This window comes from Gemmobacter sp., assembly GCF_016792925.1.
Lineage (GTDB): Bacteria > Pseudomonadota > Alphaproteobacteria > Rhodobacterales > Rhodobacteraceae > Gemmobacter.
Genome location: NZ_JAEULU010000230.1, coordinates 1 through 19,655 on the forward strand (window position 1 = coordinate 1; position 19,655 = coordinate 19,655).

Sequence of the window (19,655 nt, forward strand, 5' to 3'; positions counted from 1 at the left end):
CAAGGGTCTCGTGATTGCCAATGGCGTGCTGGAATTCCTCGCGCATCGCATCACCACCAATGTGCGCGTGCTGGAAGGCGCGCTGACCCGGCTGTTCGCCTTTGCCAGCCTTGTGGGGCGCGAGATCACGCTGGATCTGACGCAGGATTGCCTTGCAGACATCCTGCGCGCCTCGGATCGCAAGGTGACGATCGAGGAAATCCAGCGCAAGGTGGCCGAGCATTACAATATCCGCCTGTCGGATATGATCGGGCCGAAACGGCTGCGCAACATCGCGCGGCCCCGGCAGATCGCCATGTATCTGGCCAAACAGCTGACCCCGCGCAGCCTGCCCGAGATCGGGCGCCGCTTTGGTGGGCGCGATCACACCACCATCATGCATGGCGTGCGCAAGATCGAAGAGCTGATGGCGACCGACAGCCAGCTGGCCGATGATCTGCAAATGCTCAAGCGGCTGTTGCAGGCCTGACAGGCCGATTTGCTGCAATCGGGTCACGCTTGGCCGCAACCGGCGGCCAAGTGCTTGACGGCCCCCGAAATCCGGCGGAATGTCGCCAAAACGGCTTGAGAACCGGCGGAAACCGGGTCTATTTTGTCGGCCCGCAACTAACGGCCGCAAGAAAAGGGTGACAGGGATGAAGATCAGCATTGAACGCGGCACGCTGCTGAAGGCCGTGGGTCAGGCGCAATCGGTGGTCGAGCGTCGCAACACGATCCCGATTCTGGCCAATGTGCTGATCGAGGCCGAGGGCAGCACCGTCAGCTTCCGCGCCACCGATCTGGATATCGAGGTCGTTGACCGCGCCCCCGCCATGGTGGAACGCGCTGGCGCCACCACGGTTTCGGCAGTGATGCTGCATGAAATCGTGCGCAAACTGCCCGATGGCGCGCTGGTCACGCTGAGCGAGGATGCCGCCGCGGGCCGTCTGACCGTGATGGCGGGCAAATCCACCTTCAATCTGGCAACCCTGCCGAAGGAAGATTTCCCGGTCATGGCCTCGTCGGAATATGCCACCAATTTCGGCGCCCAGGCCCCGGTGCTGCGCCGTCTGTTCGACAAGGCGAAGTTTGCAATCTCGACCGAAGAAACGCGCTATTACTTGAACGGCGTCTATATGCATGTCGCAACCGGCGAAGATGGCCCGGTGCTGCGCTGCGTGGCGACCGACGGTCATCGTCTGGCGCGCATTGATGCGGGCCTGCCCGAAGGGGCGCAGGGCATGCCGGGCGTGATCGTGCCGCGCAAGACGGTGAACGAGCTGCGTAAATTGCTGGATGATGACGAGGCGCAGATCGCGGTTTCGGTCTCGGAAACCAAGGTGCGCTTTGCGACCCCCTCGATCACGCTGACCTCCAAGGTGATCGACGGCACCTTCCCCGATTACACCCGCGTCATTCCGATGAACAACACTCGGCGTCTGGAGGTGGATGCCACCGATTTCGCCAAGGCGGTGGACCGCGTGGCGACCGTATCGTCGGAGCGTTCGCGCGCCGTGAAGCTGAGCCTTGATGAGGATCGGCTGGTGCTTTCGGTGAACGCCCCGGACAGCGGCGCCGCCGAGGAAGAGCTGGCCGTGGCCTATGGCGATGAGCGGCTGGAAATTGGCTTCAACGCCAAATACCTGCTGGAAATCGCCAGTCAGGTGGACCGCGAGAATGCGGTGTTCCTGTTCAACTCCTCGGGTGATCCGACGCTGATGCGCGAAGGCAATGACACCAGCGCGGTCTATGTCGTGATGCCGATGCGCGTGTGACAGGGCGCGCCGGGGGTTTCACACCCCCCGACCCCCGTGGGATATTTTGAACAGATGAAAAGGGTTGAGGCGTGAGCGGGTTAGCGATCCTTGCGCTTCAGCTTTCGCATTTCCGGAGCCATCGCGCCGCGCGGCTGGTGTTTGATGGGCGGCCTGTGGCACTGGTGGGGGCAAACGGGGCAGGCAAGACCAATATCCTGGAGGCGGTCTCGCTGCTGTCGCCGGGGCGCGGTTTGCGCCGGGCCGGGGCGGAGGAGATCGCGCGGCGGCCCGAGGCGATTGGCTGGAAGGTGATCGCCGAGGTGGCCGGGCTGAACGCGGCACATCAGCTGGAGACCTGGGCCGAGGGTGGCGCCACGCGGATGGTGCGGATCGACGGCAAGCCTGCGCCACAGGTCGCCTTGGCGCGGATCTTGCGCATGGTCTGGCTGGTGCCCAGCATGGATCGGCTCTGGACCGAGGCGGCAGAGGGACGGCGGCGCTTTCTGGATCGGTTGACGCTCAGCTTTGCGCCCGACCATGCCGAGGCGGTCTTGGCCTATGAAAAGGCGATGCGCGACCGCAACCGCCTTTTGAAGGATGAGGTCTCTGACCCGCATTGGTATGGTGCGCTGGAAGCGCAGATGGCGCAATCCGGCGCGGTGATCGAGGCGAACCGGGCCGCCACCGTGACACGCTTGCTGGCGGCGCAGGAGGGGGCGGAGACGGCTTTCCCCAAGGCGGCGCTGGCAGTGGTGAACCCCGAGGGTGCGGCGGCCGATCTGGCGCAGGCGCTGGCTGAGGGGCGGCGGCGCGACATGGCGGCGGGGCGCACGCTGGTTGGCCCGCATCGCGCCGATCTGGCGGCGGTGTTCACGGCCAAGGGCGTTGCGGCGGATCAATGTTCGACCGGCGAGCAGAAGGCGTTGCTGATCAGCCTGATCCTGGCCAATGCCCGCGCTTTGGCCGCTGATCTGGGCCGCCCGCCGATCCTGCTGCTGGATGAGGTGGCGGCGCATCTGGATGCCGGTCGGCGCGCCGCGCTTTATGACGAATTATGCGCCACCGGGGCGCAGGCGATCATGACCGGCACCGAGCCGGGCCTGTTTGACAGTCTGGGCGCGCGGGGCCAGACCTTTGAAATCACGGATGCCGAGGGGCAATCCATCATCACCGAGGTGCCAGCATGACCCCGCCCCGTATGACTTCGCAACGTGTGACGTTGATTACGCTTGGTGTGGCTGATCTGGTGGCCTCGAAGGCGTTTTACGCCCGGTTGGGCTGGCAGGAGCATGGCGCGCATGAGGGGGTGGCGTTTTACCAGATCAACGGTCTGGCGCTGGCCCTGTTTGGCCGTGCTGACCTCGCCGCCGATCAGGGCCGCGCCGGGGCCAAGCTTGGCACGGGGGCCGTGACCTTGGCGCAGAATTTCGCCACCGAGGCCGAGGTGGATGCCGCTTTCACCGCCGCCCTCGCCGCCGGGGCGACAGCGCTGAAGCGGCCGGAAAAGGTATTCTGGGGTGGATATTCCGGCTATTGGGCCGATCTCGATGGCCATGTTTGGGAGGTTGCGATGAACCCGTTCTGGCCGCTGGAGGCCGATGGCAGCCTGAAGCTTCCGGCATGAGCCCGGTTTCGCCCGCCATGCAGAGCCTGATCCGCGACGAGATCGCGCGGATTGCCGCCGAGGAAGGCGTGACGGTGCTGCTGGCCGTCGAGTCCGGGTCGCGGGCTTGGGGGTTTCACTCACGCGACAGCGATTATGATGTGCGCTTTGTCTATGCCCGCCCGGCTGACTGGTTTCTGCGTCTGGACCCGACCCGTGATGTGATCGAGCGTCCGATTTCCGGTGAACTGGACATCTCGGGCTGGGAACTGGGCAAGGCTTTGACGCTGGCGGCGAAATCCAATGCGGTATTGCCGGAATGGCTGCAATCACCGATCCGCTATGTCGATATTCCCGAGGCCCGCGAGGCGCTATCCGGATTTTGCCGCAACGCGCTGACCCGGCGGCCAGTGACATGGCACTATCTGGCCTTGGCGGATCGTCAAAGCGAACGGCAGGTGACCGAGCAGGGCATCCGGCTGAAGCGCTATTTTTACACTCTGCGCCCGGCGATGGCCCTGCGCTGGATGCGGTTGCATGATGCCGCCATGCCACCGATGAACCTTTGGGATCTGGTGGCCGCCGTCGATCTGCCGCCGGAGGTGGAGGCCTGGTTGCGACAGCTTGTTGCGCGCAAGCTGGAGGCAGGAGAAATGGGCTATGCCGAGGTGACGGACCCGGCGGTGGATGCCTTGATTGCCAGTGAATTGCAGGCGGCGCGTGACTGGCTTGCCGCCCCGAAGGCATCGCAGTATCCCGACCATTGGGCCGAGGCGAACCGGCTGCATCTTGATTTGACGAGGCGCTTTGGATGACCGTGACCTTCTGGCAATTGCTGACCTATGCCGGTGCCATGCTGGGCCTGTGGCTGGTGCCCGGCCCGGTTTGGGTGGCGCTGCTGGCGCGGGCGCTTTCGGGCGGGTTTCGCGCGGCCTGGCCTTTGGCTGTGGGCGTGGCGATTGGTGATCTGATGTGGCCCTTGGCCGCGATCCTGGGCCTTTCATGGATCGTGACGCAATATGGCGAGGTGTTGAGCCTGTTGCGATGGGTCGCGGCGGCGGTGTTCTTCATCATGGGGGTGATGCTCATGCGGGCGCCCGCCAAGGCGCCGGGCAGCGACAGCCGCCTGACGCGGCCCGGCGTGATGGCGGGCTTTACGGTCGGCCTTGCCGCCGTGATCGGCAACCCCAAGGCGATCCTGTTCTATATGGGTGCGCTGCCCGGTTTCTTTGACCTGTCGCGCCTGACATGGCCTGATATTCTGGCGATCATCTGCATCTCGGGCTTTCTGCCGATGTGCTGCAACCTGCTTTTGTCCAAGTTCCTGGACCGCGCGCGCGACCTGCTTTCCAGCCCCGAAAACCTGCGCCGGCTGAACTTGACGGCGGGCGGGCTGCTGATTGCGGTGGCCTGCGTCATCCCCTTCCTCTGACCCCAAATCTTGTGTCCAAGGGGTGACATTGCCTGCCCCAGCCGGTATAACTCGCGGGTAATTCGAGGGATGCAGGATACATGACCGAAGCCGCGAAGAAGGCCGCTGAATATGGCGCCGATTCCATCAAGGTTCTCAAGGGGTTGGAGGCGGTGCGCAAGCGCCCCGGCATGTATATCGGCGATACCGATGATGGCTCTGGCCTGCATCACATGGTCTATGAGGTCGTGGATAACGGCATTGACGAGGCGCTGGCCGGTCATGCCGATTATGTGCAGGTGAAAATCCACGCCGATGACAGCGTTTCGGTGCGCGACAATGGCCGCGGCATCCCGGTGGATATTCACGCCGAGGAGGGCGTTTCCGCCGCCGAGGTCATCATGACCCAGCTGCATGCGGGCGGTAAATTCAACAACACCGATGAGGGTGGCAACGCCTATAAGGTGTCGGGCGGCTTGCATGGCGTGGGCGTTTCGGTGGTCAACGCCCTGTCGGAATGGCTGGAGCTGACGGTCTGGCGCAATGATCGCGAATACCGCGCGCGGTTCGAATTTGGCGAATGCGTGGTGCATGTGCATGACGTGGGCCCGGCACCGGGCCAGCGCGGCACCGAGGTGCGTTTTCTGGCCAGCGCCAAGACCAACCGCGAGGATGGCACGTTTTCCAACCTTGAATACAGCTTCAAGACGCTGGAAACCCGGCTGCGCGAGCTGGCCTTCCTGAACTCTGGCGTGCGCATCCTGATCGAGGATGAGCGCCATGCCGAGCCGATCAAGACCGAGCTGTTCTATGAGGGCGGCGTCAAGGAATTTGTGAAATACCTTGACCGCTCAAAGACTTCGGTGATGGCCGAGCCGATCTATATGGTGGGCGAGCGCGGTGGCATCGGGGTTGAGGTCGCGATGTGGTGGAATGACAGCTACCATGAATCGGTGCTGCCCTTCACCAATAACATTCCGCAGCGTGATGGCGGCACCCACCTTGCGGGCCTGCGCGGGGCGCTGACCCGCACCATCACCAAATACGCGCAGGATAGCGGCATCGCCAAGCGCGAGAAGGTCGATTTCACCGGCGATGACGCGCGCGAGGGCCTGACCTGCGTGCTGTCGGTGAAGGTGCCCGATCCGAAATTCTCCAGCCAGACCAAGGACAAGCTGGTTTCGTCCGAGGTGCGACCTGCGGTCGAGAACCTGGTGAACGAAAAGCTGGGCGAGTGGTTCGAGGAGAACCCGGCGCAGGCGAAAATCATCGTCGGCAAGATCATCGAGGCCGCCTTGGCCCGCGAGGCCGCCCGCAAGGCGCGCGAGTTGACCCGGCGCAAGACGGCGATGGATGTGGCCTCGCTGCCCGGTAAGCTGGCCGATTGTCAGGAAAAAGACCCTGCGCTGTCGGAGCTGTTCATCGTCGAGGGTGACTCGGCCGGTGGTTCCGCCAAACAGGGCCGGAGCCGCAAGCAACAGGCCGTGCTGCCCCTGCGCGGCAAGATCTTGAATGTGGAGCGCGCGCGGTTTGACCGGATGCTGTCATCGGAAACCGTGGGCACGCTGATCACAGCGCTTGGCACCGGGATCGGGCGTGACGAGTTCAATATCGGCAAGCTGCGCTACCACAAGATCGTCATCATGACCGATGCCGACGTGGATGGCGCGCATATCCGCACGCTGCTGCTGACCTTCTTTTACCGCCAGATGCCTGAAATCATTGATGGCGGTTATCTCTATATTGCGCAGCCGCCGCTTTACAAAGTGGCGCGCGGCAAATCCGAGGTCTACCTGAAGGATCAGGCCGCTTTCGAGGATTACCTGATCCATCAGGGCGTGGATGGGGCGGTGCTGCGGCTTGGCTCGGGCGAGGAAGTGGCGGGCGCCGATCTGCTGCGCATCGTCGAGGGCGCGCGCGCCTTCCGCCGGGTGCTGGATGCCTTCCCGACGCATTACCCGCGCGGCATTCTGGAACAGGCGGCGTTGGCCGGGGCCTTTGACCAGGGCCGCGCCGATGCCGATTTGCAGCTGGTGGCCGATACCGTGGCCAAGCGGCTGGATGGTATTGCGGTGGAATATGAAAAGGGCTGGACGGGTCGGATCACGCAGGATCATGGCATCCGTCTGAGCCGTATCCTGCGCGGTGTCGAGGAGCTGCGCACGCTGGATGGCGCCGTGCTGCGCTCGGGCGAGGCGCGGAAACTGTCGCAGATGTCCGGGCAAGTGCGCGACGTGTTCACCCGCGAGGCACGGCTGGTGCGCAAGGATCGCGAACAGCCGATCCATGGCCCGACCGAGCTGTTGAAGGCCATTCTGAGCGAGGGCGAAAAGGGCCTGTCGCTGCAACGCTATAAAGGCTTGGGCGAGATGAACCCCGAACAGCTGTGGGAAACCACGCTGGACCCGGATGCCCGCACCCTGCTGCAAGTGCGGGTGGATGACGTGGCCGAGGCGGATGATCTGTTCACCAAGCTGATGGGCGATGTGGTGGAGCCGCGCCGCGAATTCATCCAGCAAAACGCGCTGAACGTCGAAAACCTCGACTTCTGATAGGCTGATCTGATGTTTACCGTAACGCTTCTGACCAATCCAGAAACTCCGGTATTGGAGCGTCTGACCGTCGAGACCCTGCGCAATGCCTGGGGCGGCGGCGATGCGCGCTGGCTGGAACCGGCAGTGGCGGCCGAGTTTGATATGCCTGCCGTGCCCGACAATCGCTGGCAGGTCTGGGCGGATCTGCAAGGGCTGCGCGTCGATTTGATCGTGCAACCCATGGCGGGCCGCAAGAAGCGCCTGTTGCTGGCCGATATGGACAGCACGATGATCCAGCAGGAATGTATCGACGAGCTGGCCGACGAGGCCGGCGTGGGCGCGCATGTCGCGGGCATCACGGCGCGGGCGATGAATGGCGAACTGGATTTCGAGGCCGCGCTGCGCGAGCGTGTCGGGCTGTTGAAAGGTCTGCAGGAAGCGGTGATTGAACGGGTGTATCACGACCGCATCACCTTCATGCCCGGCGGCAAGGCGCTTCTGGCCACGATGAAGGCGCAAGGCGGCTATGCCGCGCTGGTCTCGGGCGGGTTCACCGCCTTTACCGCCCGCGTGGCCGAGGCCTTGGGCTTTGACGAGAACCGCGCCAATACGCTGAACGCCGAAAACGGGGTGCTGAGCGGCACGGTGGGCATGCCGATCCTGGGCAAACAGGCCAAGCTGGATGCGCTGCTGGAGATCACTGCGCGGCTGGGGATCACGCCGGAGGAGGCCATGGCCGTGGGCGATGGCGCAAATGATCTGGCGATGCTCAACCGGGCGGGCGCGGGCGTCGCCCTGCATGCCAAGCCCTCGGTCGCGGCGCAATGTGACATCCGGGTGAACCATGGCGATCTGACCGCGCTCTTGTTCATGCAGGGCTATGCGCGGGCGGAGTTCGCGGCGTGATCCTGCGGCCGGCCCGGCCCGAGGATGCACCCGCCATGGCAGCGCTGCTCAATCGCATCATCGCCATCGGTGGCACCACCGCGCATGAGGCGCCCTTCACGCCCGAGGCCATCATCACGCATTATATCGCGGGCGATGAGCCGATCTGCTGCCATCTGGCCGAGGATGAGCAGGGGCTGATCGGCTTTCAGTCGGTCGGTCATAACGCGGCCTTGCCCGAGGGCTGGGGCGATATTGGCACCTTTGTGGCGTCGGATCGGCAGCGCACAGGCGCCGGTCGGGCATTGTTTGCGGTGACGATGACCGCCGCGCGCGGCGCCGGGGTGACGGTGCTGAACGCGACGATCCGCGCCGACAATGCGCCGGGTCTGGGCTATTACGCCCGGCGCGGTTTTGTCGATTACGCCGAAGACCCTGATTTTAGACTAAAATCAGGGGCGCGCGTCGGGCGAGTCTCGCGGAGATTTGACCTGTGATCTTCGAGGTATCGCTGGAGCTGGCCGCCATGCTGATCGGCGCTGCCTTTGTGGCGGGCTTTGTTGATTCCATTGCCGGCGGCGGTGGGCTGATCACTTTGCCCGCGTTGTTGCTGGCCGGGGCCAGCCCGGTGCAGGCGCTGTCGACCAACAAGGTGCAAGGCGCCTTTGGCGCCGGGTCTGCGGCGTGGTCTTATGCGCGCGCCGGGCATGTGGATGTGCGGCGGCAGGTGGGGCCGGCGGCGCTGGCTTTTTTGGCCTCGGCTTTCGGGGCGATGCTGGTCAGCTATCTGCCGACCGAGGTGCTGAAACTGGGTCTGCCGGTGCTGCTGATCGGCATTGCCCTGTTCTTCGCGCTCAAGCCCGGCCTCAGCGATGCTGACCGGGTGGCGCGGGTCGGCCCGGCGCTGTTTGCGGCGACGGTGGTGCCGCTGGTGGGCTTTTATGACGGGCTGCTGGGGCCGGGGGCGGGGGCGTTCTACATGCTCGGCTTCGTCATGCTGGCGGGCTATGGCGTGCTGAAAGCCACGGCCCATACCAAATTCCTGAACTTCGCCTCCAATATCGGCAGTCTTGCGGTCTTTGCCCTGCAAGGTGCGCCATGGTGGGCGATTGGCCTGGCCATGGGGCTGGCGCAGGCGGCGGGTGCGCGCATCGGCTCGCGCGTGGCGATGCGGATTGGTGCCCGCATCATCAAGCCATTGCTGGTGATCACATCTTCGGCGCTGGCCTTGCGGCTGATCTGGCAGATGTGGTGATCAAATCCTGAACACCGGCTGCAACAACCGGGGGATCAGCGCGTTGAAGCGCAGCGGTGCGTCGGTCGCGGCGAGGCAGATGCAATCCTCACCCGCCTCGGCAATCGGCGTATGTTCCAGATCTTCGTCGGCAATCTCCAGATCGCCGCGCCCGAAACGGTCGGTGCTGTCGGCAAAGGCGCCTTGCAGCACCAGAGTCAGCTCGGTGCCCCGGTGTCCGTGATCCGGCACCGCCTGCCCGGCGGGAATATAAAGCAACCGCGCCGTTGCCCCGCGTGCCGTCGGTAGGATGGCCTGCCGCACGCCCATGCCCAGCGGGCGCCATTTCACCTTCTCGGGGCCGCCGCCGACATATTTGGCCAGCGGTGCCGGAAACACGCCATGCGCCCGCCGGGGTTGCGGGCGGGCGACGGGTGCAAGCCCCTCGATCCGGGCCAGACAGGCCTCAAGGCTGCCCTCGGCCATGGCGAGATCGCTGCGTTCCAGCACCTGACCACCCAAGGCCTCATATTCGCCCAGCCTTGCGCGGCACTCGTCGCACAGCGACAGATGCGTCGCCAGAACAAGGCTGAACGCCTCGGGCAATGTGCCTGCGGCATAGGCCATCAACAGCCGGTCAGAGACATGGTGGCGGATCGTCGTCGTCATCCTCTTGCACCTTCAAAACTTTGCCGCAGCTTTTCCAGCGCCAGCCGGATGCGCGATTTGACCGTGCCCATGGGCAGACCCGTCTGCTCGGAGATCTCGCTATGCGAAAGATCGCCGTAAAAGGCCTTTTCGATCAGCGCGCGTTGCGCCTGCGGCAGCCGGGCGAGTGCCTCGCCCAGCAATGCGGTTTCCTGTGCCAGCTCCAGCGCGGCATGCTGGTCCGGCTCGGCCTCCGGGCCCCAGGGCAGATCCTCGGGCTCGGGGCGGGCGGCGCGGCGGGCCATGTCGATCCGCCGGTTGCGGGCAATGGTGAAAACCCAGGTCGCCACACTGGCGCGCTCGGGGTCAAAGAGCTGCGCCTTCTGCCACAGCGTTTCCATGACATCCTGCGCACATTCCTCGGCCTGGGCCGGGCTGGTGCCCGACTTGACCAGAAAGCCCTTCACGCGTGGCGCGAAATGCTGGAACAGCGCGGCAAATGCCGCCCGGTCCTGCCTGTCGCGCACGGCCAGCAGATGCGCCGTCCAATCCTCGCCCGCTTCTGCTGTCACCTTTTCCGCCCGACGCTTGACCCTTGCCAGCGCAGCATAGGGGCGCCGGCTTGGCGGCGCATCCAAATTCTGTGCGGGGCTTGCGTCAAACATCATGGCAGGGATACGCGGCGGTTTCGCGGACGGATCACTGGCGCGGCGGAATTTTCTGGTGATCCGGTGCTGCTTGCGCAACGTAAGCCTTCCAAACGGCCAAGTCAGGAACCGCCATGCCCTTTGAGATGCCCCCCGCCCCGCGCCGTCGCATTGCCGTGATCGGAGGGGGGATTTCCGGCATGGCCGCCGCGCATCTGCTGGCCGATCGGGCTGAGGTGACGCTGTTCGAGGCCGCGTCCCGGCTGGGGGGCCATGCGCGCACCGTCATGGCGGGCAAGCGCGGCGATCAGCCGGTGGATACCGGGTTCATCGTGTTCAACAAGGCGAATTACCCGCATCTGACCGCGCTGTTCGACCGGCTGGAGGTGCCCTATGTGCCGTCGAACATGAGCTTTGGCGCCTCGTTTCAGGGCGGGGCGATGGAATATGCGCTGGCCTCGCTGAATACGATCTTCGCGCAGCGCCGGCGCGCGCTGGACCCCCGCTTTCTGCGGATGCTGCGCGACATCCTGCATTTCAATGCCCATGCCGAACAGGCGCTGCGCCATCCCGGCCTGACGATCCGCGAGTTCCTGCGCGAGCTTGGCACCGGCGACTGGTTCCGTGATCGCTACCTGCTGCCCTTCTCGGGGGCGATCTGGTCCACCCCGTGCGAGGGGGTGCTGGATTTCCCGGCGCAGGCCTTGGTCACGTTCTTCCGCAACCACAATCTGATGAGCAATTCCGGCCATCACCAATGGTATACGGTGCAGGGCGGATCGGCCCAATATGTGCAGCGCTTGCAGGCGCTGCTGGAGGCGCAGGGAGTCACGCTGCGGCTTGGCACGCCGGTGCAGGCCGTGCGACGCGCACCGGGGCCCGAGGTGAAGGCTGAAGGTGCCGATTGGCAGGGCTTTGACGAGCTGGTTCTGGCCTGCCATTCCGATCAGGCGCTGGCCTTGCTCGGCGATGCCTCGGGGGCCGAGCGTAATGCGCTGGCGGCCGTGTCCTATCAGCCCAACGAGGCCGTGCTGCATTGCGACCCGGCCCTGATGCCCAAGCGGCGCAAATGCTGGTCAAGTTGGGTCTATGTGGAGCCGAAGGGGCGGCGCCCCGACCGCATCGCGCTGAGCTACTGGATGAACTCGCTGCAACCGATCCCGCAGGATGACCCGATGTTTGTCACCCTCAATCCGCTGCAATACATTGATGCGACAAAGATTTACGACACGAAAACCTTCATGCACCCGATCTATGATCTGGCGGCGCTGAAGGCGCAGCAGGCGATCCGGGCGATGAATGGCACGCGCGCCACGTGGTTCTGTGGTGCCTGGATGCGCAACGGCTTTCACGAGGATGGGTTTGCCTCGGCGGTGGATGTGGTCGAGGCCATGCCCGCCCGTCTGGCGCAACCCATCGCCGCAGAATGAGCCGGGTGGAGCATATCGCAGGCCAGACTTTCCATGGCCGGAAGGGGGTAGTGCAGAACGCCTTCCGCTATGGTGTCGATTATTTGTTGCTGGAGGCCGAGGGGCCGGTGCAGGCGCCCCGTCTGTTCGGCTGCAATCTTTTTGCCCGCAACCGGGCGGCGCTCATGTCGCTGTGGGATGCCGACCATGGCGGTGCGCCGGGGCAGGGGCGCGGCGCCGCCTGGCTGCGCGAGGTGCTGGCGGCGCAGGGCCTGCCCGCGCCCGACCGGATCGAGCTTCTGGCCCAGCCGCGCCTGTTGGGCCATGTGTTCAACCCGGTGGCATTCTGGCTTTGCCATGCCAATGGCCTGCGCGTCGTGGTGGCCGAGGTCACCAATACCTATGGCGACCGCCACTGCTATCTGTGCCATCGCCCCGATCTGGCGCCGATCACCGCCGCCGACTGGATCGAGGCGCAGAAGGTGTTCCATGTCTCCCCCTTCCAGCCCATCGAGGGCAGCTATCGCTTCCGGTTCGACATTACAGCAGACCGGATCGGCATCTGGATTGATCACAGCAACGGTGCGGGGGGGATTTATACCAACCTCATCGGCCCGCGTCGGGCGCTGACCACCCGCAGCCTGCTGGCCGCCTGCCTGCGCCGCCCCTTCGGCTCGCGGCGGGTGCTGGCGTTGATCCATTGGCAGGCGCTGCGGTTGTTCCTGAAAGGCGCGGGCTTCCGCAACCGCCCCGAGCCACCGGCGCAGGAGGTCAGCCGATGACCGCCGCGCCGCTAGCCCCAAGCCCCACCTTCCCGCGCTGGTCGCTGTTTGCGGCCATGCTGGCGGCGGCGGGCCTGCCGATCTATATCCACGCCCCCGCCGTCTATGCCGCGCAGCATGGCTTGAGCCTTGCAGCCCTCGGGCTGGTGCTGGCGGCGCTGCGGCTGGTGGATGTGGTTCAGGACCCGGCTTTGGGCTGGCTGGCGGGGCGCGTGCCGCGAAAGCCCAGCGTTGCCGTGGCGCTGGCCGTGATGACTGCGGCGATGCTCGGGCTCTTTGCCGTCACGCCGCCCGTGTCGCCGCTGATCTGGTTCGCGCTGATGCTGACGGCGCTGTTCACCGCCTGGTCCTTCCTCACCATCGTGTTCTATGCCGAGGGCACGACGGCTGCCGGCACGGCGCATCTGCAGCTGGCCGGCTGGCGCGAGGCCGGGGCGGGGCTTGGCGTATGTCTGGCCAGCGTCGCGCCTTTCGCGCTCGTGCCGCTGACCGCGGCGCCCTATGCCGGGTTTGCCATCGGCTTTGCCCTGCTGGCACTTGGGGCGGGTCTGGCAATGCACGGGCAATGGCGTTGCGGCCGGCTGGCACCGCAAGGTGGCCTGCGCGAGGTGCTGGCACAGCCCGCGCTGCGGGGTCTGCTGGTGCTTGCGCTGGTCAATGCCATGCCCGCCGCCGTCAGTTCGACGCTGTTTCTGTTCTTTGTGCAAAGCCAGTTGGAGGCGCCGGGTGCCGAGGGGCCGCTGCTGCTGCTGTTCTTTGCCGCTGCCGCTTTGGGCGCCCCGGTCTGGACCGCGTTGGCGCGCCGCCACGGCACCCGGCCCGCGCTCTTGGCCGCCATGGCGCTGGCCATTCTGGCCTTCGTGTTCACCCTGACGCTCGGCCCCGGCGATGTGCTGCCCTTTGCCGTGATCTCAGCCGTTTCGGGCTTTGCAACAGGGGCCGATCTGGCGCTGCTGCCTGCCCTGTTTGCGCGCCAGACGGTTCAGCACAAGACGCCCGAGGCCGCCGGTTTCGCGCTTTGGTCGGTCGTGTCCAAGGCCTCGCTGGCGCTGGCGGCGGTGGCCCTCCTGCCGCTGCTGGAGGCGCAGGGCTTTGCGCCGGGGATGCAAAACCCGCCTGCGGCGCTGGCGCTGGCCTATGGCGCGCTGCCCTGCGTATTGAAGCTGGCAGCCATTGCGCTGCTCTTGCGCCTTGAGCTGACAGAGGAGGAGGCACATGCTTGAATCTGCATTGATTTTCCTGCTGGCCGTCTTGCTGCTGCGCCACCTCATGTGGTCATTCCCGGCGCAAAAGCCGGTGGATTACAGCCACGCCCCGGCCTTTGACCCACGCACCCATCTGAACGGACCGCTCACCTGTGACGGTGTGATTTTCGGCCCCGCCGGGCGCGTGGTGTCGCGCTTCACCGCCCGGATGGAGGGCGAATGGCAAGGCGATCAGGGCGTGTTGCGCGAGTGGTTTCACTATGACAGCGGCACCGAGCAAGCCCGGGTCTGGCACCTGCATCTGGCCGCCGATGGCAGCTTGCAGGCCAAGGCCGAGGATGTGATCGGCGCGGGCAGCGGGCATGTGACCGGCTCTGCCATGGGCCTGCGTTATCGCATCCGGCTGGCGCCCGGCGCGGGCGGCCATGTTCTGTCGGTGGTGGACTGGATGTATCTGGTGCCCGGCGGCACGCTGGTCAACCGCAGCCAGTTCCGCAAATTCGGCCTGAAAGTGGCCGAGCTGGTCGCCACGATCCGGCCCGCAACATGAAGTCCGGCCAAAGATATTGGCTCGTCGGAGCCTCCGATGGTCTGGGTGGCGCATTGGCCGAGGCTTTGGCCGCGCGCGGGGTGCGGCTTGTCCTGTCGGCCCGGCCATCTGACCGGCTGACGGCCCTTGCCGCAAGGCTGGGCGCCGAGGCCGTGCCGATGGATGTGGCCCATCGCGCCAGCGTGCAGGAGGCTGCGGCCCGCGTGGGGCCGGTGGATGGTCTCGTCTGGCTGGCCGGAGTTTACTGGCCGATGCCCGCGCAAGACTGGCAGGCCGATCAGGTCGAGGCGATGTGCGACATCAACTTTACCGGCTGCGCCCGGGTCTTGGGCGCGGTTTTGCCGGGGATGGTGGCCCGCAATGCCGGGCATGTTGTGATCACCGGCTCGCTGTCGGGGTTTCGCGGCTTGCCGGGGGCGGTGGGGTATGGCGCCTCCAAGGCCGCCTGCATGTCGCTGGCCGAGACGCTTTATTGCGATCTGCGCGGTACGGGGGTGAAGGTGCAACTGGCCAATCCCGGCTTCATTCGCACCCGGCTGACGGCGCAGAACAGCTTCGCCATGCCGCAGATCATGGAGCCCGCCGCTGCGGCGGCGCAGATGATCCGCCTGATGGACAGCAACCGCTTCTCGCGCAGCTTCCCCACCCCGTTCCAGTGGCTGTTCCGCGCGGCGAATTTTCTGCCGGATGCCTTGTATTACCGGCTGTTTGCCCCGAAATCGCATTAACGGCACATTCACCCGGCTGTGCCAATCTCGGGATGCCAACCCAGTTGGAGTGCCATGCGTCTGTTCCTCATCCTTGCCCTTCTGGGTCTTGCCGCAGTGGTGTGGTGGCGCTTTGCCACGCCCAAAACCCTTTCAGATGAAGCCTTTGCCGCGCTTTATGCCCAGCCGTTGCCCCCGCAACGCCCGGCGGCGGTCTATCATCTGGGCCACAGCCTTGTCGGGCGTGACATGCCCGCGATGCTGTCGCAACTCATGGGCAATCGCTATCACAGCCAGCTGGGCTGGGGGGCCTCCTTGCGCAATCACTGGCAGGAGGATGTGCCCGGTTTTTCGGAGGAAAACCGCCCTCCCGCTTTCCGCCCGGTGCGCGAGGCGTTGGCGTCGGGCGCGTATGACGCCCTCGTGGTCACCGAGATGGTCGAGCTGAAAGATGCGATCCGTTACCATGACAGCGCGCGGGCGCTGGCAGATTGGGCGCGCCTTGCCCGGGCCGGGCGGCCCGATTTGCGCATCTATCTTTATGAAACCTGGCACCGTCTGGATGATCCCGGCGGGTGGGAGACACGTCTGAAGCAAGACCTGCCCGAGTTGTGGGAGGGTCAGGTGCTGCGCCCTGCGCTCGCCATCGAGGGCGTCGCGCCGCTGCATGTGATCCCGGCCGGTCAGGTGATGGGCGCCGTGGTGGCGCGGATCGAGGCGGGCGACCTGCCGGGCCTCACCTCGCGGCGCGATCTGTTTGGGGTCGGCGCGGATGGCACGCCTGACCCTATTCACCTCTCGGATCTGGGGCTTTACCTTGTCGCGCTGACCCATTTTGCTGTGCTGTCCGGCGAAAGCCCGGTGGGGCTGCCCCATGCCTTGCAGCGCGCCGATGGCAGCCCGGCCACCGCCCCCACGCCCGAGGCCGCGCGGATCATGCAAGAGGTGGTCTGGCAAGTGGTGACCGGCTATGCTCCGACCGGCGTGAAAGGGTAAGGGGCGTTACCGTGTCAATCTTCTCGATCCTGGCTGAAATTCTGTTTGTCGGGCACAGTCTGGTGGGGCCTGATCTTGCGCCGATGGTGCAGGCCGGGCTGGCGGCTCAGGGGCAGGAGATCACGGTCGAGGCGCAGATCATCAATGGCGCTCCGCTGTCTTATCAATGGGATAAGGCCAGCGAGGCCGAGGGCGTGGATGGCCGCGCAAGGCTGGGGGCGGGCTCTGTAGAGGCGCTGATCCTGACCGAGGCGATCCCGCTGGCAGCGTCGGTGCAGTGGAATGACAGTGCCGGGCAGGTGGCGCGTTGGGCCGGTCTGGCTTGGGCAGAGAACCCGGCGACGCAGGTTTTCCTCTATGAAACCTGGCACAGCCTGCAATCTGGCAGCGGCGCGGCAGTGACCGATGATCCCGGGGCGGATCAGCCTTGGGCGGCGCGGATCGCCGCTGATTTGCCCCTGTGGGAGAGCCTTGCCGCCAAGGCAGATGCAGCCCGCCCGGAAGGCGCGCCGCCGGTTCGGCTGATTCCGGCAGGGCAGGCGATGCGCCGCGCCGCCGAGGCGGCCAAGGCTGGGGAGTTTCCCGGAATTTCCGATATTTCCCAATTGTTTGGTGATGACATCCACCCCAATGGCAAGGGGCTTTATCTGGTCGCCATGACGCATATCGCGGCGCTGACCGGCAAAAGCCCCGAGGGGCTGCCCGCCAAGCTCGGGCGTGTCTGGCCCAGCCGGGATGCCCGTATTTCCGATGAGTTGGCGCTGGCCATGCAGCGGATCGCCTGGGAGGCCGTGCAGGCACAGCAGCAGCGCAGCGCGCCCCCCCCACCTGCGAAGCCTTTGCCACCAAAGCCCGAACCCGCCGCGCCGCAGGCGCCGCTGACCGGGGTAAGCAACCCCAATCTGGCATTGGGTCTGGCGGGGGTAAATGATTGGTCCGTGCAGCAACCCTTTCTGGACATCATGAAAACCGCGCGACCCTGGACCGGGCATATCGGCGACCAATGGGGCGGGATGGATCACGACGCGCTGGCGCAGGATGGCTGGCTGGACGAGGATGGCTGGCCCAATGCCCTGCCGCCCGGCATCAGCGGCATCGCAACGCTGGTGCTGACCGACTTGCCGGAAGAGGCAGCCGGGGTCGCGGGCCACTATATCCTGCGGTGGCAGGGCAAGGGCACACTGAAACTTGAGGGGCGCGCGCAGGCGCAGCAGCCCGAGGCCGGGGGGATCGGCTTTGATTTCACACCGGGCGAGGGCGGCGTGATCCTGACGATCACCGAAACCGATCTGGCGGACCCGATCCGCAACATCACCGTCGTGCGGGCAGACCGGCTGGCGGCGCTGGATGCGGGCGCGCTGTTCAACCCGGATTGGCTCGGCCGCATCCGTGGAACGAAACTCATCCGATTCATGGACTGGATGCAAACCAACGATTCGAAACTGGCACGTTTCGATGACAGCCCCAAACCTTCGGATTACACTTGGGCGCGCAACGGGGTGCCGGTGGAGGTGATGGTGGCCCTGGCCAATGAGCTGGATGCCGACCCGTGGTTCACCCTGCCGCATCTGGCCGATGACCAGATGGTGCGCCTTTATGCCGAAAGCGTGGCCGAGATGCTGGAGCCGGGGCGCAAGGCCTGGGTCGAATTCTCGAACGAGGTCTGGAACTGGCAGTTCGAGCAGGCGCATTGGGCCGAGGAGCAGGGCAAGCTGCGCTGGCAGCAAGAGGGCACCTGGACACAGTTCTACGCACTGCGCGCCAGCGAGGTGGCGGCGATCTGGGCCGAGGTCTTGCCGCCCGAGCGGCTGGTGCGGGTGATCTCCACGCAGACCGGCTATACCGGGCTGGAGGAGACGATCCTGAACGCGCCGCTGGTGATGGCCGAGGGCAAGCCCGCCCCGGCCCGAAGTTTCGATGCCTATGCGATCACTGGCTATTTTGCCGGGCTGATGGTGATTGATGAAAAGCTGCCTTTGGTGAAGGACTGGCTGGCGGAGAGCGCCAAGGCCGATCCGGCGCAGCCTTTGGCGCTGGCCACCACCCGCGCGGCAGAGGAGTTGCGCGATGGCCGCCATTCCGGCCTGCCGGAGGATACGGTGCAAGACCTGCTGACGCGGCTCTGGCCCTATCAGGCTGTGGTCGCGCAAAAGGCGAGGTTGAAGCTGGTGATGTATGAGGGCGGCTCTCATCTGGTGGGGATGGGCAAGGCGCTGGACGACCCGGAGGTGGGCGCCTTTTTGCAGCATCTGAGCTATTCCCCTGAAATCGCGGCCCTTTACGGCGAGGTGATGCAGGGCTGGGCCAAGCTGACCGATGCGCCATTCAACGCCTTTGTCGATGTCTATGCCCCCGGAAAATGGGGCAGCTGGGGTGCGATGCGGCATCTGGGCGATGACAACCCGCGCTGGCAGGCGATTGCCAAGGGCTGTGCGCAATGTTGAGTGTGATCATTCCGGCCTCGAATGAGGAAAGCTATATCGGGCCATGCCTTACGGCCCTGTTTGCCTCCAGCCGGGTGGCGGATGGGGCGGAGGTGATTGTGGTGGCCAATGGCTGCCGCGACCGCACAGCAGAGGTGGCGCGGGGCATGGCGGCGCGGGCTGCGGCGGCAGGTTGGGGCTTTCGCGTGATCGAGCGGGCCGAGGGCGGCAAGCCTGCGGCGCTGGATGCGGGGGATGCGGCGGCGCTGGGCGATCTGCGCGCCTATCTTGATGCGGATGTGATCGTTTCGCCGCCGGTGATGGCGCAACTGGCCGAGGTCTTGTCCGGGCCGGAGCCGCGCTATGCCAGCGGCACGGCGGTGATTCCGCCTGCAAGATCAAGGGTGACGCAGGCCTATGCGCGGTTCTGGCAAAGCCTGCCCTTTGCGCAAAGCGTGGCGCCGGGCTATGGGCTTTTCGCGGTGAATGCGGCGGGGCGGGCGCGTTGGGCGCAGTTTCCGGCGATCATCTCGGATGATACTTTCGTGCGGCTGCAATTTCTGCCGGGCGAGCGTGTGCAGGTTGCGGCCAGCTATCGCTGGCCGATGATCGAGGGGTTTGCGGCGCTGGTGCGGGTGCGGCGGCGGCAGGATGCGGGTGTGGCAGAGATCGCGGCGCGCTGGCCCGAACTGATGGCACGCGAGGCGAAGGCGCCGCTGGGCCTCGGGGGCTTGCTGGCGCGGGCGCTGCGCGAACCCTTGGGCTTTGCCGTATACGCGGCGGTCAGCCTTGCGGTGCGGGCCAAGCGGGGCAGCGGGGCCTGGGTGCGCGGCCGTTAGGCGGCGGCCGTTAGGCGCTGGCGCCGAGGTCGAGCCAGCCGCAGCG

20 protein-coding genes are annotated in these 19,655 nt (G+C 65.6%); 18 read left to right on the forward strand and 2 right to left on the reverse strand.

Annotated elements, in window-relative coordinates; genetic code table 11:
* From JNN06_RS10925 to JNN06_RS10970, 10 genes are all read left to right on the forward strand, one after another.
* Positions 1-469 (forward strand): helix-turn-helix domain-containing protein (locus JNN06_RS10925; protein ID WP_291239623.1); only part of this gene is annotated, 469 nt, incomplete at its 5' end.
* Positions 470-635: 166 nt separating this feature from the next.
* Positions 636-1,754 carry a DNA polymerase III subunit beta gene (dnaN, locus tag JNN06_RS10930; protein ID WP_291239624.1) on the forward strand — a complete coding sequence of 373 codons (1,119 nt, stop codon included), beginning with the start codon at positions 636-638 and terminating at the stop codon, positions 1,752-1,754.
* 71 nt (positions 1,755-1,825) lie between these two features.
* Complete coding sequence (gene recF, locus JNN06_RS10935; RefSeq protein WP_291239625.1) at positions 1,826-2,923, forward strand: DNA replication/repair protein RecF; 1,098 nt, start codon at positions 1,826-1,828, stop codon at positions 2,921-2,923.
* Between the two features lie 11 nt (positions 2,924-2,934).
* A complete protein-coding gene (locus tag JNN06_RS10940) occupies positions 2,935-3,360 on the forward strand; it encodes a VOC family protein (RefSeq protein ID WP_291239626.1) in 426 nt (141 codons plus the stop codon).
* On the forward strand, positions 3,357-4,154 hold the full coding sequence (locus JNN06_RS10945; RefSeq protein WP_291239627.1) for a nucleotidyltransferase domain-containing protein: 798 nt from the start codon (positions 3,357-3,359) through the stop codon (positions 4,152-4,154). Before JNN06_RS10940 ends, JNN06_RS10945 begins: the two co-directional genes overlap by 4 nt.
* On the forward strand, positions 4,151-4,771 hold the full coding sequence (locus tag JNN06_RS10950; protein WP_291239628.1) for a LysE family translocator: 621 nt from the start codon (positions 4,151-4,153) through the stop codon (positions 4,769-4,771). Before JNN06_RS10945 ends, JNN06_RS10950 begins: the two co-directional genes overlap by 4 nt.
* An 80-nt stretch (positions 4,772-4,851) precedes the next feature.
* Entirely contained in the window at positions 4,852-7,302 is a 2,451-nt protein-coding gene (gene gyrB / locus JNN06_RS10955) for a DNA topoisomerase (ATP-hydrolyzing) subunit B (RefSeq protein ID WP_291239629.1), read from the forward strand.
* A gap of 12 nt (positions 7,303-7,314) precedes the next feature.
* Positions 7,315-8,190, forward strand: coding sequence for a phosphoserine phosphatase SerB (gene serB, locus JNN06_RS10960; RefSeq protein ID WP_291239630.1), 876 nt, complete (start codon positions 7,315-7,317; stop codon positions 8,188-8,190).
* On the forward strand, positions 8,187-8,666 hold the full coding sequence (locus JNN06_RS10965; protein ID WP_291239631.1) for a GNAT family N-acetyltransferase: 480 nt from the start codon (positions 8,187-8,189) through the stop codon (positions 8,664-8,666). Before serB ends, JNN06_RS10965 begins: the two co-directional genes overlap by 4 nt.
* Positions 8,666-9,424, forward strand: coding sequence for a TSUP family transporter (locus JNN06_RS10970; RefSeq protein ID WP_291239642.1), 759 nt, complete (start codon positions 8,666-8,668; stop codon positions 9,422-9,424). The genes JNN06_RS10965 and JNN06_RS10970 overlap by 1 nt, the downstream gene beginning before the upstream one ends.
* Here the strand turns inward: JNN06_RS10970 and JNN06_RS10975 are convergent, their stop codons facing one another.
* Both JNN06_RS10975 and JNN06_RS10980 read right to left on the reverse strand, forming a co-directional pair.
* A complete protein-coding gene (locus JNN06_RS10975) occupies positions 9,425-10,072 on the reverse strand; it encodes a ChrR family anti-sigma-E factor (RefSeq protein WP_291239632.1) in 648 nt (215 codons plus the stop codon).
* Positions 10,069-10,623, reverse strand: a complete 555-nt coding sequence (locus JNN06_RS10980) for a sigma-70 family RNA polymerase sigma factor (RefSeq protein WP_366812749.1) — start codon at positions 10,621-10,623, stop codon at positions 10,069-10,071. Before JNN06_RS10980 ends, JNN06_RS10975 begins: the two co-directional genes overlap by 4 nt.
* Before the next feature lie 209 nt (positions 10,624-10,832).
* Here JNN06_RS10980 and JNN06_RS10985 point away from each other — a divergent pair, with 209 nt between their 5' ends.
* The 8 genes from JNN06_RS10985 to JNN06_RS11020 are packed head-to-tail and all read left to right on the forward strand — an operon-like array spanning position 10,833 to position 19,609.
* The gene (locus tag JNN06_RS10985; RefSeq protein WP_291239634.1) at positions 10,833-12,128 is read left to right on the forward strand and encodes an FAD-dependent oxidoreductase; all 1,296 of its coding nucleotides are present in this window, start codon (positions 10,833-10,835) and stop codon (positions 12,126-12,128) included.
* Positions 12,125-12,889, forward strand: a complete 765-nt coding sequence (locus JNN06_RS10990; protein ID WP_291239635.1) for a DUF1365 domain-containing protein — start codon at positions 12,125-12,127, stop codon at positions 12,887-12,889. The genes JNN06_RS10985 and JNN06_RS10990 overlap by 4 nt, the downstream gene beginning before the upstream one ends.
* Positions 12,886-14,112, forward strand: a complete 1,227-nt coding sequence (locus tag JNN06_RS10995; RefSeq protein ID WP_291239636.1) for an MFS transporter — start codon at positions 12,886-12,888, stop codon at positions 14,110-14,112. The genes JNN06_RS10990 and JNN06_RS10995 overlap by 4 nt, the downstream gene beginning before the upstream one ends.
* The gene (locus tag JNN06_RS11000) at positions 14,105-14,644 is read left to right on the forward strand and encodes a DUF3833 family protein (RefSeq protein ID WP_291239637.1); all 540 of its coding nucleotides are present in this window, start codon (positions 14,105-14,107) and stop codon (positions 14,642-14,644) included. The genes JNN06_RS10995 and JNN06_RS11000 overlap by 8 nt, the downstream gene beginning before the upstream one ends.
* Positions 14,641-15,372, forward strand: coding sequence for an SDR family NAD(P)-dependent oxidoreductase (locus tag JNN06_RS11005; RefSeq protein ID WP_291239638.1), 732 nt, complete (start codon positions 14,641-14,643; stop codon positions 15,370-15,372). Before JNN06_RS11000 ends, JNN06_RS11005 begins: the two co-directional genes overlap by 4 nt.
* 54 nt (positions 15,373-15,426) lie before the next feature.
* Positions 15,427-16,347 carry a hypothetical protein gene (locus tag JNN06_RS11010; RefSeq protein WP_291239639.1) on the forward strand — a complete coding sequence of 307 codons (921 nt, stop codon included), beginning with the start codon at positions 15,427-15,429 and terminating at the stop codon, positions 16,345-16,347.
* A gap of 11 nt (positions 16,348-16,358) precedes the next feature.
* A complete protein-coding gene (locus JNN06_RS11015) occupies positions 16,359-18,791 on the forward strand; it encodes a hypothetical protein (RefSeq protein WP_291239640.1) in 2,433 nt (810 codons plus the stop codon).
* Positions 18,785-19,609: a glycosyltransferase family A protein gene (locus tag JNN06_RS11020; protein WP_291239641.1), complete on the forward strand. Its 825-nt coding sequence runs from the start codon at positions 18,785-18,787 to the stop codon at positions 19,607-19,609. The genes JNN06_RS11015 and JNN06_RS11020 overlap by 7 nt, the downstream gene beginning before the upstream one ends.
* Positions 19,610-19,655: the final 46 nt, after the last annotated feature.